This window comes from Aquimarina rhabdastrellae, assembly GCA_947387485.1.
GTDB lineage: Bacteria > Bacteroidota > Bacteroidia > Flavobacteriales > Flavobacteriaceae > Aquimarina.
The window spans coordinates 336,945-351,667 of sequence record CANDNT010000002.1 but is presented as its reverse complement, the minus strand read 5'-3'; the positions used below and the strand labels follow the sequence as shown (position 1 = coordinate 351,667).

General features: G+C 29.3%; 12 protein-coding genes. 2 read left to right on the top strand and 10 right to left on the bottom strand.

The genetic code is table 11. The annotated features are described in order from the left end of the window. Positions 1–10: 10 nt before the first annotated feature. The 3 genes from porW to ACYEKI_RS06075 all read right to left on the bottom strand — a co-directional run bounded on the left by porW (position 11) and on the right by ACYEKI_RS06075 (position 5,083). On the bottom strand, positions 11–2,638 hold the full coding sequence (gene porW, locus ACYEKI_RS06085) for a type IX secretion system periplasmic lipoprotein PorW/SprE (RefSeq protein ID WP_459210281.1): 2,628 nt from the start codon (positions 2,636–2,638) through the stop codon (positions 11–13). 272 nt (positions 2,639–2,910) lie between these two features. After that, complete coding sequence (locus ACYEKI_RS06080; RefSeq protein ID WP_459210280.1) at positions 2,911–3,606, bottom strand: ABC transporter ATP-binding protein; 696 nt, start codon at positions 3,604–3,606, stop codon at positions 2,911–2,913. 4 nt (positions 3,607–3,610) lie between these two features. Continuing rightward, on the bottom strand, positions 3,611–5,083 hold the full coding sequence (locus tag ACYEKI_RS06075) for a DUF5687 family protein (protein ID WP_459210279.1): 1,473 nt from the start codon (positions 5,081–5,083) through the stop codon (positions 3,611–3,613). Between the two features lie 220 nt (positions 5,084–5,303). On the opposite strand from ACYEKI_RS06075, the gene ACYEKI_RS06070 reads away from it, so the two are divergent. Further along, entirely contained in the window at positions 5,304–6,356 is a 1,053-nt protein-coding gene (locus ACYEKI_RS06070; protein WP_459210278.1) for a 2Fe-2S iron-sulfur cluster-binding protein, read from the top strand. Positions 6,357–6,406: 50 nt separating this feature from the next. Here the strand turns inward: ACYEKI_RS06070 and ACYEKI_RS06065 are convergent, their stop codons facing one another. From ACYEKI_RS06065 to ACYEKI_RS06055, 3 genes are all read right to left on the bottom strand, one after another. Further along, on the bottom strand, positions 6,407–7,447 hold the full coding sequence (locus tag ACYEKI_RS06065; protein ID WP_459210277.1) for a glycosyltransferase family 9 protein: 1,041 nt from the start codon (positions 7,445–7,447) through the stop codon (positions 6,407–6,409). 136 nt (positions 7,448–7,583) lie between these two features. Further along, positions 7,584–8,192 (bottom strand): DUF4254 domain-containing protein, encoded by a 609-nt coding sequence (locus tag ACYEKI_RS06060; protein ID WP_459210276.1) that lies wholly within the window; start codon positions 8,190–8,192, stop codon positions 7,584–7,586. A 129-nt stretch (positions 8,193–8,321) separates the two neighbouring features. Continuing rightward, a complete protein-coding gene (locus tag ACYEKI_RS06055; protein WP_459210275.1) occupies positions 8,322–9,251 on the bottom strand; it encodes a DUF6427 family protein in 930 nt (309 codons plus the stop codon). Positions 9,252–9,352: 101 nt separating this feature from the next. On the opposite strand from ACYEKI_RS06055, the gene ACYEKI_RS06050 reads away from it, so the two are divergent. Then, the gene (locus tag ACYEKI_RS06050) at positions 9,353–9,583 is read left to right on the top strand and encodes a DUF6341 family protein (RefSeq protein ID WP_459210274.1); all 231 of its coding nucleotides are present in this window, start codon (positions 9,353–9,355) and stop codon (positions 9,581–9,583) included. 4 nt (positions 9,584–9,587) lie between these two features. Here ACYEKI_RS06050 and purD read toward each other — a convergent pair whose 3' ends face one another. The 4 genes from purD to ACYEKI_RS06030 form a co-directional block, all read right to left on the bottom strand. Beyond that, positions 9,588–10,859 carry a phosphoribosylamine--glycine ligase gene (gene purD / locus ACYEKI_RS06045; RefSeq protein ID WP_459210273.1) on the bottom strand — a complete coding sequence of 424 codons (1,272 nt, stop codon included), beginning with the start codon at positions 10,857–10,859 and terminating at the stop codon, positions 9,588–9,590. Between the two features lie 101 nt (positions 10,860–10,960). Beyond that, positions 10,961–12,313 (bottom strand): exopolysaccharide biosynthesis polyprenyl glycosylphosphotransferase, encoded by a 1,353-nt coding sequence (locus ACYEKI_RS06040; RefSeq protein ID WP_459210272.1) that lies wholly within the window; start codon positions 12,311–12,313, stop codon positions 10,961–10,963. Positions 12,314–12,319: 6 nt separating this feature from the next. Beyond that, positions 12,320–13,669 (bottom strand): undecaprenyl-phosphate glucose phosphotransferase, encoded by a 1,350-nt coding sequence (locus ACYEKI_RS06035; protein ID WP_459210271.1) that lies wholly within the window; start codon positions 13,667–13,669, stop codon positions 12,320–12,322. A gap of 1 nt (position 13,670) precedes the next feature. Next, positions 13,671–14,651: a UDP-glucuronic acid decarboxylase family protein gene (locus ACYEKI_RS06030; RefSeq protein ID WP_459210270.1), complete on the bottom strand. Its 981-nt coding sequence runs from the start codon at positions 14,649–14,651 to the stop codon at positions 13,671–13,673. Positions 14,652–14,723: the final 72 nt, after the last annotated feature.

Genomic DNA, 14,723 nt, shown 5'->3' with positions numbered 1-14,723 from the left:
TTCGAAGATTTTAATTTGGTTTAATCTCTGTATTTTGTGCTAAGTAATTCTCCCAATTTTTATGAATCTGGATAATTCTATAATTAGGCGAAGCTACTATAAAATACGATCTTGTAATTTTTTTATAATATTTTTTTCGTCTATTCCATCGTGTAAGATCAACTCCTTTGGTATCTTCTACACGGCCTAAAGATAATAATTCTGCCAATCCCTCGGCACCTAGCTTTGTTCTTTTCGTATGAATTACTACAAATATTTTATCTTTTGTATATACATCTAGCGAAACTTTCATTTCTTCATATTTCAATTCTTTGATGATATCACTTATTACGTTGTAGTATTCTTGTGCTTTTTCCATCTCTTGAGTCGAAAACTCATAGATTAGTTTATTGTTTTTCTTTTCGTCTTGACCTATCACAAATGTATTTCCTTTTAACCCTGGCAATACTTCTTTGATCATACGTTCTGCTTTTTTTCCTTCAGGACTTTGTGGATAGGTTAATGCTACATAATTTAATGCCTCTGTATATTCATTATATCCTCTATACCTTCCTATAGCTTGTGCTTTTAATAAGGCGAATTTTGATACAAAATTCTCTCCTGCAAATCGAGTAATTAAAGTATCACTATCTGTAATTACTTTTGCGTATTCTTGATTTCTAAAGCGATTAAATAATGTGTTATATAGGTATTCTGGACTGTCTTTATCTGCTTCTAATTGTTTATTAGGATTTTTTAAAATATCTGCATAACGAGAGTCTACATGATTTTGAATAATATCATTTTTTTTCTCCTCTGCTTTATTTTTATTTCCTGTTGTTTCGTAAATCTTGTATAGGTTATACTTTGACGGGATAATTAATCTTTCTTCTGGATTGCTCACCAAAACTTCTTCTAATTTTTCTGAAGCTAGATCGTATTCTTGAAATTTTTCTTTATAAATAATACCTAATTGATAATATGCAAAATTACGTTCTGTCTTTAAGCTATCTATTACCTTAGCATCTGTAGGTAATAAGGCAATATAGGTTTGCGGATCATATTGTGGATCTGTATCTATAGAATACTCTTCTTCTTTTTCTGCAACTTCATCTTCTGTTCCTGGACTTGTTATTAAACTTGATATTTTCCAGTTATCTTGTAATTTTCTATTACCAAAAGTTCGTCTAAAAGATGTTTTTCCTATTGCTACAGTAGTTGGATTATAAAAATAAAATTTTCCTTTTTCAGCACCAGAAGCAACTGGTCCTGTAGGTTGTTGAAACCTTTTTTCGATAGGTAAATTTTCTTTGATTTTTGCAATCTCCTCTGCTTCGGCTTTTGCTATAGCTTCAGCCTTGATTTGCGCTGTATATTCTGAGTAATATGCAATTCGCTCTTCTGGAGACATTGCTATTGCATTAAGAATACTATCATTTACTTGTGCTATTCCTTCATATAAAATAACATCATCTAGATTATCTCTTTTTTTCTTTAACCTTCTAAATCGTTTTGCATTAGGGTTTAATAGTTTTAAAGTACTATCATAATATTTTCCTGCAACAGCATATGCTCTTTCATCAAACTTTATATTTCCGAGAATATTATAATCTAATGATTTTAGATGTTGATCACTTGTTTTGGTCTTTAATGATTGTTTATAGTAATGTACCGCTAAATCAATCGAATCTAGATGTCTAAAATATTCTGCTTTTTGATAATAGATTTTATCTAAAAAAGGTCTGTTTTCTCTATTTTCTTCTAAGTCGTTTAATAATTCTAAGAAAGCTAATTTATCTCCTGTTTCATAATCAAAGTTTCTTGCTTTTGCCATATAAGCATTAAGCATATATTGTCTAGGTGTTTTTCTATTTAAATCTATAACCTCATCAAAAGCATAGTTTGCACTATCCTTAAATCCTAATTGATTATATAACTGTCCTTTGATATATAGGTATCTTCCTTTCTCTTCGTTATTTTTAGTGTTTTCTGCTGCAATTTTAATATATGCAACTGCTGTATCTTTTTTATTAAGATTGATATATGCTTGTGCCAACATAGCTGTAGCATCTGCATAATCTTGTGGTTTGATATATTTTTTTTCGTGTCTAAGTAATCGTTCTAGGTTTTCTATAGCCAATTCATTATTATCTAATCTAATATTAGTTTTTTCTCTCCAAACCTTTGCATGATTAATTGTATTACTTGTAGGATATTTATACAGTATATAATTAAAAGCTTCTAATGCTGGTATAAAACGTTGTTCATAATATCTAGATTTACCTAATAACAAAAATGCTTCATCAATTTTAGCATTACGCTCTCTATCATCGATCAACATGCTATGCTTTTGAATTGCCTTTGCTGCTTTTTCTTCGGCTTTATCAAAATTCTGACTCAATACTTCTCCTGGAATACGAACATCTTCACTTACTATAAGGCGTTCTATAGGCATTAATTCCCAAAAGTTATCTTGATACTTTTGTACGATTTCTTCTTTCCCTTTGTCAAAAGCGACTCCTCCATTGTACAATGTATTGTTTTGAGTAGTAACATAATGCCACCCTCTATTTAAGAATTTGTCTTTTTTACGTGAACATCCTATCCCCATAAGAAGTACCAAAGACAGTATAGTGATCTGTGATAAATTGCTCTTCAAACCTTTGCTATTTGTATGTTTGATAACTTAAAAACTTCTTTTTTAGTGTACTTATCACACCAAAAAAACGACTAGTGAATGGTAAAAATACGTTTCTTTCTGAAAAAATGGTGCTGTGGTTTAATAATTTCGTATCAATATTAAGGTTCTATCTTATATCTTGATATGTTTTAATTTATATTATTGATCCTTCTTTCTTCTTTTTTAGAAATAAAAAGACAGCTAGAGCACATAGATTTCTAACTGTCTTCTTTTGGATTTTTATTATCTTTTTATTGTGCAAAATGCAGTTCCAGTTCTTTCAATGTCTCTTCTGATGTATTAATATCTTTGATCAATTGTCCTTTTTCTAAAACAACAATTCGCTCACAAACCTCGGTCACATGGCTTAAATCGTGACTTGATATCAATACTGTTACTTCTGGATCTAATGCTAATTCTTTTATGATTTCTTTTAATCTTATCTGAGTTGTAGGGTCTAAATTAGCAAAAGGCTCATCAAGTACAATTACTTGTGGTTTACCTATCAACGCAGCTACAATCCCAGCTTTCTTTTGATTTCCCTTGGACATATCTCTTAGGTATTTTTTTTGTCCTAAAATTTCGCCATGAAAAAAATCTTCATACTGACTTACTAGAGCATCTACATCTGCTTTATTTTGACCTCTTAATTCCCCTATAAAATAAAAATACTCTTCGGCTGTTAAATATCCAATCAAAAAGGTTTCATCAATAAAAGCAGCAGTATATGTTTTCCAATCTTCACTTTCATGAACTTTTACTCCATTATTCTCTATATAGCCAGTAGTAGGTCTTATTAAGTCTAACAAAGCACTAAACAATGTGGTTTTACCTGCACCATTATTCCCTACTAGACCAAAACTCTGTCCTTTGGGAATTTCTAGTTCTGCTATATTTAAAACTGTATTTCCTGTATATGTTTTGCTAACGTCTTTTATATTGATCATAATGTTACTTCTTTTGTTTATATGCTGCTATTGTTTTGTATTTTTCTTCCTTATATATGTTTTCGATAATGTCAAAAACTTTGTCTCTTAATGCAAATCCCGCTACTCCTGCCAAAGCTACTAATGCGTAACCAAAGTTTGCCCCAATCGTATAATGTCCTGCGGCATATAATATTAATGGTAGTACCATTTTAGGCAATGTTAATAAAAGGGTTTTGGCATTAAACGCTTGTTTATCTCCAAAAGCTTTTTTATTACTTGTCAAATCTATAGGTGTTTTTATATATGCTCCAGCCCATAACACCACATGAGAATTAACACCTACATTATATAATGCTCCTGTAAGTATTGCTAAATATGCATCCCATCCAAAATATAAATATCCTGCACTTAATATCGTAGATAGTAGTGTAGCAATCACCATCAACCACCATTTTGAAGATAAGTATTCTTTGTACTTGATATTTTGACTCATCATTAATGGGTAATATGAGCTATCCCAACTAGGAACAAATTGTCCAAAACTCAATAGGAATCCTCCTGACACAAAAATTCCTGCAAAAACTTTCCATATTGGATTTTCATAGGCTTCTATTGATCCTGTAAAGAATAAAAGTCCATAAAACAGGAACATAATGCTTACCATTACAGTTGACTTTGCTCTCTTATTTCTCTTAATAAGTTTGATATCATTCTTTAAGAAAGTTGCTGTTTTACCAAATCGATCTAACCAAGAAAGGTCTTCTGTTTTTATTTCTTTGGCCTTTATAGCCAATCCTGCATCTAAGAATACATCTTTTGAAAAAGATTTATGCGCAATTACTACTAATACAATTAAAATAGTAATTGGTATCATTACCAATATAGCATTGTCAAATAACCCTTGAAAAAACGGAGCTGTATATATTGTTATATCAAAATATCCAAAATAATGTAAGCCTCCCAAAATTGCTACAATACCTCCTACTATAAAAACTAAATTATCTTTATTATTAACAAGTATGTTTAGAAAGTTATTACTGTACACTATTGCCATTAATCCCAAATTCCATAATAACACATTAGATGCAGAAGCTCCATCTTTTATTAATAATAGAGAAAACGGAATAAAGAAAAAGGCATGAAATATGTTAAAAAAAGAAAAAACAGTTTTGGCAAATGCAAAGTTTATAATCTTTTTCTTCTTAACTGGTAAAGTCAATAAAGGCTTAATATTGATTACAGGCATTTTTTGAAGCATATATCTAAATACAAGATCAAAAACCACCCAATAAATTAAAAAGCTATTTAATATTATTAAAGGATCTTCACAAAGTTTCTTCTTTATAAAGTAAAACGTCCCGATACTCCCCGCTCCTGCCATGACAATAAACCATAAAGCCCAGAAGCCCATAAATAGTTTCATCCAGAGGCTTGCTGATACTGAAGCTCCTCTCCAAAATGATTTCCATTGTAGTGTTATAAAATGTTTGAACATACTTTTTTTGGTTGTTTATAATTATCTGTAGGAAAGCTATCTGTTTTGTTACAAAAAACTATGCGGTTAGTTTTTACAAACAATGAATTTTTTTATATTTTTAATATATTATATATAGTTTATATATAAATCTTAATTAGTAAAAAACACTATATGTTATTTTTTCAAAAAAAATATATGTAGCCTTTTTGCATTCCTTATTTTTGCCAAAAAAATAGACATGTCAGATTTTAATCTACTACGTATAAAAAACATTGTAAAAGAGACTTCTAAAGCTGTTTCTATAGAATTTGATGTTCCTTCTACATTAAAAGACTTATATGCTTTTGTTGCTGGACAATATGTAACACTTAAAGCTCAAATTAATGGTAATGAAGTGAGACGCGCATATTCTATATGTTCTTCGCCTAAAAGTGATACATTAAAAGTTGCGGTAAAGGAAATTGAAAACGGAGTATTTTCTACTTATGCAAATAACGTTTTAAGTATCGGTGATGATATAGAGGTACATATCCCTGAAGGAAATTTTGTTTTAAAACCTCAAACTGATCAAACAAAGGCTTACGGTGCATTTGCAGCTGGTAGTGGTATTACTCCTATTCTAAGTATGATCAAAGCTGTTTTACAAGAAGAAACACAAAGTAAATTTGTTTTGGTTTATGGAAATAAATCTCCAGAAGAAACTATTTTCTTAAATGAAATCAATTCTTTAAAAGAAACTTATGCCGATCGTTTTTTTGTAGAATATGTATATAGTCGTACACAAGAAGATAATGCTCATTTTGGACGCATAGAAAAACCGACTATTAACTATGTAATCAAAAACAAATACAAAGATTTTAATTTTGATTCATTTTATCTGTGTGGTCCTGAATCTATGATTCATCTTGTTACTGATATTTTATCAGAAAACGGAATTGCAAAGGATACTATTCGTTATGAATTATTTACAAGTTCTGTAGATACTTCTTCACTAGAGGTTGATCTTGATGGAAAAACTAATATAACTATCTTAGTTGATGATGAAGAATTTACTTTTGTAATGGATCAAAAGTCGAATATCTTAGATGCTGCATTAGGTGAAGATATCGATGCTCCATATTCTTGTCAAGGAGGAGTATGTAGTTCTTGTATGTGTCGTATCACAGAAGGAAAAGCTGTGATGCCTGAGAACAGTATTCTTACTGATAGTGAAGTTGAAGAAGGGTTGGTTTTAGCTTGTGTTGCTCATCCTACTACTTCAACCTTAAAAATTGATTTTGACGATGTTTAAACACTAATCATAGTATACTAAAAAGAGGCTCTAGAGCCTCTTTTTATATTTTAAATTACATTTTTAATCTTCTCTATAACCGTATCTGGTAATATACTATACATTACTTTTTCATATCCTTCTGGAAATTTATTTCCATAAACAGAAGTTGGTATCAAATTATATTGCTTCATATCTGGTAAAATAGCATAATCATCTGGTTGTTTAAATGGCATAAAACCTGCATACGGATGCGTTACTCCCCATATAGTAATTGTTTTGATACCATACATTGCTGCTAGATGTGCATTACCACTATCCATAGATAGCATTCCGTCTAAATTTGAAATTAAAATCAGTTCTTGATCAAAACTCAGTTTTCCTGCTATATTTATAACATTATTATAGCTTTTTTCTAAGGTTTTAAATATTGTGATTTCTTTTTCTCCTCCTCCAAAAAGCAATATTTCATATTGGTTAGTTTGATCTAGTTTGGCGATCACTTCTTTTATCAACTCAAGTGGATATGTTTTCCCCTCGTATTGTGCAAAAGGAGCTATTCCTAACCATTTTTTAGAAGTCCCATTTGTAATGTTATAAATTTCTGGTATAAGTCGTTTTTTGGGAGGAAAAATTGCTGTGGATAAATCTAACGGAAACCCTAATGTTTTAAACACATCTGCATATCGTTGATGAGATGTTTTTAATTGCTTAAATATTTTGTTGCTTTTTCTTGTTAATGCTTTTTTTTCTTCTCTTCCTTTATCTATTTGAACAACTGGAATATTGTTAATAGTAAAAAATGATTTTAACACTTTTGATCGCAATACATTATGCAAATCTGCTACAGCATCGATTCCTAATTGTCTTAATTCTTTTGACAATCGATATAAGCCAACAGCCCCTTTGTGTTTTCCTTTTACATCTGCTTCGTATATTTCTAAGTTATCTATATCTGCAAACATAGGTGCAAAAAACTTTCGCGTAAGCACAGTTAATTTTACTTCTGGATACTCTGCTCTAAACACTCTTAACACAGGTACTGTCATAGCTACATCTCCCATAGCTGAGAGGCGAATAACAAGAATATGTTTAACTTCTTTGGACTTCACTTTCTTTCTATTTTGATATCAACGAACTCATTTAAATTCTTTTTAGTTAGCTAAAAACTTAAATGGGTTCAATAAAAAATGATATCCAAATTTACTCTGAATATCATTTTTCTAATACTTTTAAGCTATTTTTTTATTATTTCTTACCTCTTAATACAGGATTTAGCTCATCATCATTATACATTTTCATTTGCTTATACACTTTCATGTATTTATCTCCGTTTTCTATATCGGCAAGTAATGTATCTATTGCAGTAGAAAGATCTACACGTTGTTCTAATAATACATCTAGTTTTTTCTTACATGCAGCTTTATGTTCTGCTGTAGCATCTTCTCTATTTACCTCAACATCCATATGGTAAATTTTAAGTGCTAATATCGATAATCTATCAATAGCCCAGGCTGGACTTTCTGAGTTAATAGTAGCATTTTCTTTTGGTGTTATTTCTTTGTATTTATCTAAAAAATAACTATCTATATACTCTACTGTATCTGTACGATCTTGGTTTGAAGCATCTATCTTTCTTTTAAGTGTTAATGCTGCAACAGGATCAATTTCTGGATCTCTAATGATATCTTCATAAGCCCATTGTACAGTATCTATCCAACATTTTCTATATAATAAATGTGCTAGAACATCTTCTTGCTTATCATATTTGTTTGTAAAAGGTTGGTCAACAGTATTAAGTATTTTATACGTTTTTATAACGTCTTGAAAAATAGCATTGGCTTTTTCTGAAAACATAATTTAATTCTTTATCTAAAATTTTATAAGGTAATCCTTTATTATCCTTTAATAATAAAGAATAACTGGTACAAAGGTATTATATTTTATTTATAGGCTTGTTTTTATTTTATTAGAATACCTCTAGTCTTAAAGAATTTTGAGTATTTGCAACAGTATGGGTGTTATTAGGAATAACCATAAACCAACTTCTTTTATTATTTTTTTTATTTTAAATTCAAAGAAACTCGCTCCCATTATAGCTAAGGGTGGAATTAAAAAAATGAACTGTATACTTGTTTTTTGATTTGATATAAAAGGTATTATACATGCTATCATCAAATAAATCACCAACATCACCATTGATGGTTTTATTTTTGTAGAGCTTCTATTATATTTTATCATAAATGCAATTAAAAATAACACTATAGAAATCATCATAACTATTGTTATCCAAAAATTATTTGCTGTAAAAAATAGTGTATTCTTTAAAGAATAATCTTGATACCATCTTTGTATCGTGAAAAATTCACTTGATCCTTGTAGGGTCACACAAGTTGTTAATACATATACCGCTAAAAACCCTATAATAGGTATTAATACATTGCGATAATTAGGTGCTATAAAAATTACCATTCCTATATACAATGGTAGTATGAATATAATACTCCAAAAATCTATTATAGTAGCTAAGCCAATACATAGTGATGCATTAAGTATTCTTTGTTTAACTGCTGTTTGTTTTTTTAAAGCAAATATATTGTGCATTGCAGCAACTATTAAGAAATTTACCCCTAATACAACTGGGTATGCTACTACATCATAAATCAAAAAGGTATAGGATGTAAATAGAAGCATTACATAAGTACTTTTACCTATTAACTCATTAGATTTAGCCAATTTATTAACGATAACCATGGTAAACCATAAGATTACCATACCTAAAATTAAATTTAGTATTGCTGTTAATGTAAATGAAATTCCAATATTTAAATGTACTATAACATACATCAACAAGATATAGATACTTACAATTGTAAAGTTTATAGGTTTTGATTTGCTAAAAAAACTTGATAACATTATTGTTTTTTATATTTTTGCTAAGTCATGTGTGTTTTACACATAAAATGCGAATTTAACCAAAGTATAAATATTTTTTATACTTGAAACTTATTAAAATCATGTTAGAATTTTTTCAATCGATTCAATCGCTTTTTGAAGATGTCATATTTGCACCTATGCACTTTTTTAGAGCATTAGAATTAGAGAATTGGACTGCTGCCAATATTATGAATTGGTTTTTTATGTTAATTGGTTTTGTTGCTTTTATCTACTGGATGAAACAACTTAAAGCTTTTAATGATAATAATGAAGAGGACAGAGATCCAACTGCCCACTCATTTTTAGGATAAAATCTTAAAGATCAAATCCAAGATCTTTTCTATAATACATCTTATCAAAATGTAGTTTTTCTATATTTTGATAAGATTTTTTTAGTGCCTTTTTATAATCTTCATCTAAAGAGGTTATTGCAATTACTCTTCCTCCATTAGTAATTACTGCATTCTCATCTTGCTTTGTACCTGCGTGAAAAACAATTGATTCTTCTATAGTTTCTAAACCTGTTATTACTTTACCTTTTTCATAAGCTTCTGGATACCCCCCAGACACTGTCATTACAGTTGTTGCAGTTCTATCATCAATTTCTAAAGTAATCTGTTCTAATGTTTCTTTATCTATGTGTTTAAAGATATGTACTAAATCAGTTTGTATCCTAGGTAATACTACTTCGGTTTCCGGATCTCCCATACGTACATTGTATTCTATCACCTTAGGATCATCTCCTACTTTAATAAGTCCTATAAAAATGAATCCTTTGTACGGTATATTTTCTTCTTGTAATCCTTTTACTGTAGGTTTTACAATACGCTCTTCTATTTTATTCAAGAATTCTTTATCAGCAAATGGTACTGGTGAAATAGCGCCCATACCTCCAGTATTAAGCCCTGTATCTCCTTCTCCTATACGCTTATAATCTTTTGCTGTAGGTAGTATTTTATAGTTTTTACCATCTGTTACTACAAAAACACTCAATTCGATTCCGTCAAGAAACTCTTCTATTACTACTTTTTCACTGGCTTTACCAAATTTTTGTTTGGTTAGCATATTTTCTAGCTCCGTTTTTGCCTCTTCTATGTCATTAAGAATTAAAACACCTTTTCCTGCAGCCAATCCATCTGCTTTTAAAACATAAGGAGCTTTGAGACTTTCTAAAAATAGTTTTCCGTCTTCGACTGTATCAGAAGTAAAGCTTTGATATGCTGCTGTAGGAATTTGATGTCTTTCCATAAATTCTTTAGCATATTCTTTACTTCCTTCTAATTGTGCTCCTTCTTTTGATGGTCCTATGACAATAATATCTTTAAGCGCTTCATCTGATTTAAAAAAGTCATAAATTCCTCTAACTAATGGATCTTCTGGTCCTACGACTATCATTTCTATTTGTTCTTGAAGAACAATATCTTTGATTGCTTCGAAATCTGTAACTGAAATTTCAATATTTGTTCCTAGTTGAGCAGTTCCTGCATTACCCGGAGCAATAAAAAGTTTTGAAGTAAGTGGACTCTGTGCAATTTTATAAGCAAAAGTATGCTCTCTACCTCCAGATCCTAGTATTAAAATCTTCATTGTAAAAATTGGTGTTATGTTGCTTTTATTTTGTGTTTCAAAAATAGATTTATTCCGCTTTAAATAACAACCTAATTCTCTTTTTTTACTTTGTCATCTATTTAATAGGCATTTTCGTCACCTTTCATGATATTTAAAACTGTTTCTATGATGATTTTTAGATCTAATAACACTGACCAGTTCTCTATATAGAAAATATCAAATTTAATCCTGTTAATTATATCTTCATCTTGTGACACTTCTCCTCTATAACCTTTTACTTGAGCTAACCCTGTAATACCTGGTTTAACCGAATGTCTAAACATATAGTTATACTTATCAACCTTCTTTGCATAATCCTTTGTATAAGAAAGCATATGTGGTCTTGGTCCTACTACGGACATATCTCCAAAAAGTACATTAAAAAATTGTGGGAGTTCATCAATACTAGTTCTACGTATAAAACGTCCTATTTTTGTTACTCTAACATCTTCTTTTGTTACTTGTTCTAATGCTAAATGTTTTTCGTTTTTCATTGAACGAAATTTATAACACTCGAATTCTTTATAATTTATTCCATTTCTTTTGTGTTTATAGAATAATGGGCCACTAGATTCTAACTTAATCAAAAGATACATTAGTGGAGTTAACCACGAAAGAATAAAAATGATAACCATTAAAGAAAAAGCAATATCAAAGACTCTTTTGATATATCTATTTGCATTTTTATTTAGCGCTACTTGCGGAATAGATAAAATAGGTATATAATCATAATGATCTACTTCTATTCGCTTAGAAAGCATCATTCCAGAATCTGGAACAAACTTAAGTACGCTATAATGCTCATCTGTATATTTTATATACTCATTAATTTGTTCGTCTGAAAGTTCTGAAACTGCACAATATATCTCATCTATATCATTCTCTTTAAGAAAAGAAAAACTATCTTCTATCGTATCTGGTAAACCTGCTGCAAAAACTTTAAGTACATTATATCCTAAATCAATTCTCTCTTTAAAAAAAGTTGCTAGTTGTTGCGTTCCGGTTGTATTACCTATAATGATTACATGTCTAGTATTACCGCCTAAATAAGATCTATATTTTTTTAATGCATAAAAGGAAATAATCTTAATTATACCTATTCCTCCTACTGCAATAGAGATAAATTGTACTGTATCTACTACAGACACATTTCTTGATCTTACAAATCCATAAAATGCATATAGTAATAAGAGAAGCATTGCCGATTGCTTAATAATCGAACTTACTATTTTTAAGACACTCGTAAATCGGTATACTTTGTAAAAGCCCAGAATATATGAGATACCTAGCCATCCTAATCCTAAATAATAGTATAATACATCATCATATTTGTCTTCAAGGCAATAATGAATAGACGTAATTAATATTGCCAAATCTATACAAATCAGTATTGGTCTAATTAAATATGAATATCCTCCTCTCTTGTGATGCATTATATCCTAATAAGCCTTATCTTCACCTTTAACTGCATTTAAAACTGTTTGTACAATAATCTTTAAATCTAAAAGTAAAGACCAATTTTCAACATAGAAAATATCATATTTCACTCTATTTACAATATCTTTATCTGTTTCGATTTCTCCTCTAAAACCACTTACTTGCGCTAAACCTGTAATTCCAGGTTTTACAAAATGACGCACCATAAATTTATTAACTTTTTCAGCAAAAATCTCAGTATGCTTAAGCATATGGGGGCGAGGTCCTACTACAGACATATCCCCAAATAAAACATTAAAAAACTGAGGTAGTTCATCTATACTTGTTTTCCTTATAAATTTACCTACTTTGGTAACTCTAGCATCATTTTTTGTTGCTTGTAATTTATCTGATTCTTCATTTTTAGCCATAGATCTAAATTTATAACACGAAAACTTTTTATAGTTAATCCCATTTCTTTTCTGCTTAAAAAAAACAGGACCTTTAGATTCTAGCTTAATTATCAATGCTAATATTGGTGTAAGCCATGATAAAATAGTAATAATTACTAACAGAGAAAAAATGATATCAAAAATTCTTTTTAAAAAAGCATTAATATTATCTTCTAATGGTATTTCTCTTAATGATAAAATAGGTAAATAATCGTAATATTCAAATTTTAATTTCTTTGTAAATATATATTTATTGTCAGGTAAAAATTTAACTATTTTTAAATTATTATCTGCAAAATCAATGATCTTAATGACTTGAGAATTTGTTAAAGATGATATAGAACAATATATTTCATCTATATCTTCATTAATTACATAATCAAAACAATCTTGAAACTCCGTATCTCTCTCTAAACAAAACTGTTTTTTAAATTCATAACCAAAATCTTCCCTTATTTTAAATATTTTTATTAGTTGATCTACCTTTTTATTTTTTCCAATTAAAATAACTTTTCTTTTATTTATTTTAGTTATATGCCTATACCTAATTACCAAATAGTAAATTATTATTTTGATTAATGTCACCCAGAAAAAAACTAGTAAACTATATTCTCCTAATTTAAGCCTACTTACACCTGGTTCTTTAAAAAAACCTATAAAGGCATATAATACTAGAAAATAAAATATAAATTGTGTAAATATTAAATTTACAACTCTTATTATTTTAGTATAGCGATAAACTTCATAAAATCTATTCTTAAATGCTATAATTATCCATAATATAGTGATATACATATAGAACACCCAAGGTTTTTCAAATTTTAGAGGTAATAAAAAAGCTATAAAATTTATTATTAATAAATCTATTAAATATGAGATTGTAGTTATATATCTTGTATACATTCCTCCTTTACTGTTCATTCTATTGATTTGCATAAAAATTACGATGATCGCTTTGGTATAAACGTTCATCAGAAAAATCTTTAAAATACTCTATTGTTTTCTCTATCCCCTTTTTTCTATCTATTTCAGGTAACCAATTTAAAATTTCTTTAGCCTTTGAAATATCGGGTTTTCTTTTCATAGGATCTCCTTCTGGTAAAGGAAGATATTTTATTTTTACTTTTTTTTGTGTTTGTTCAATTATTTCTTGAGCAAAACTCTTTATTGTAATTTCTTCAGGATTACCAATATTAATAGGTTCTGAATATTCACTCATTAATAATTTATAAATTCCGTTTATTTGATCATCAATATAACAAAATGATCTTGTTTGCAAACCATCACCAAAAACAGTTAAATCTTCTCCTCTAAGTGCTTGTCCAATAAAAGCAGGAATAACCCTTCCGTCATTTAAACGCATTCTGGGTCCATAAGTATTAAAAATTCTAACGATCCTTGTTTCTAATCCATGAAAACGATGATACGCCATTGTAATTGCCTCCATAAAGCGTTTTGCTTCATCATATACTCCTCTAGGTCCAATAGTGTTTACGTTACCATAATAATCTTCGGATTGAGGATGTAGTAAAGGATCCCCATATACTTCGGATGTCGAAGCTATTAATATTCTAGCATTTTTTTCTTTAGCTAGACCTAACAAATTATGAGTTCCTAATGATCCTACTTTTAATGTTTGAATAGGTATTTTTAAATAGTCTATAGGACTAGCTGGAGAGGCAAAATGTAATATATAATCTAATTTACCTGGAATATGAACAAACTTAGTAACATCATGATGATAAAATTCAAATTGCGGCAATGGAAATAAATGTTCAATATTCTTCATATCACCAGTAATTAGGTTATCCATCCCTATTACTCGAAAACCTTCTTTTATAAATCTATCACATAAGTGGGATCCTAAAAAACCCGCAGCCCCAGTTATAAGTACATTTTGCATTACATTCAAATTATACCACAAAACTAAGTAAAAAATAATAGACACTATGTGATATTTTAATATCGTCTCTTT

Coding starts and splice junctions, on each gene's coding strand:
- ACYEKI_RS06080 (WP_459210280.1), bottom strand. CDS start 3,606: ATGATCAATATAAAAGACGTTAGCAAAACATATACAGGAAATACAGTT.
- ACYEKI_RS06035 (WP_459210271.1), bottom strand. CDS start 13,669: ATGAACAGTAAAGGAGGAATGTATACAAGATATATAACTACAATCTCA.
- ACYEKI_RS06055 (WP_459210275.1), bottom strand. CDS start 9,251: ATGTTATCAAGTTTTTTTAGCAAATCAAAACCTATAAACTTTACAATT.
- purD (WP_459210273.1), bottom strand. CDS start 10,859: ATGAAGATTTTAATACTAGGATCTGGAGGTAGAGAGCATACTTTTGCT.
- ACYEKI_RS06050 (WP_459210274.1), top strand. CDS start 9,353: ATGTTAGAATTTTTTCAATCGATTCAATCGCTTTTTGAAGATGTCATA.
- ACYEKI_RS06060 (WP_459210276.1), bottom strand. CDS start 8,192: ATGTTTTCAGAAAAAGCCAATGCTATTTTTCAAGACGTTATAAAAACG.
- ACYEKI_RS06030 (WP_459210270.1), bottom strand. CDS start 14,651: ATGCAAAATGTACTTATAACTGGGGCTGCGGGTTTTTTAGGATCCCAC.
- ACYEKI_RS06040 (WP_459210272.1), bottom strand. CDS start 12,313: ATGCATCACAAGAGAGGAGGATATTCATATTTAATTAGACCAATACTG.
- ACYEKI_RS06075 (WP_459210279.1), bottom strand. CDS start 5,083: ATGTTCAAACATTTTATAACACTACAATGGAAATCATTTTGGAGAGGA.
- ACYEKI_RS06070 (WP_459210278.1), top strand. CDS start 5,304: ATGTCAGATTTTAATCTACTACGTATAAAAAACATTGTAAAAGAGACT.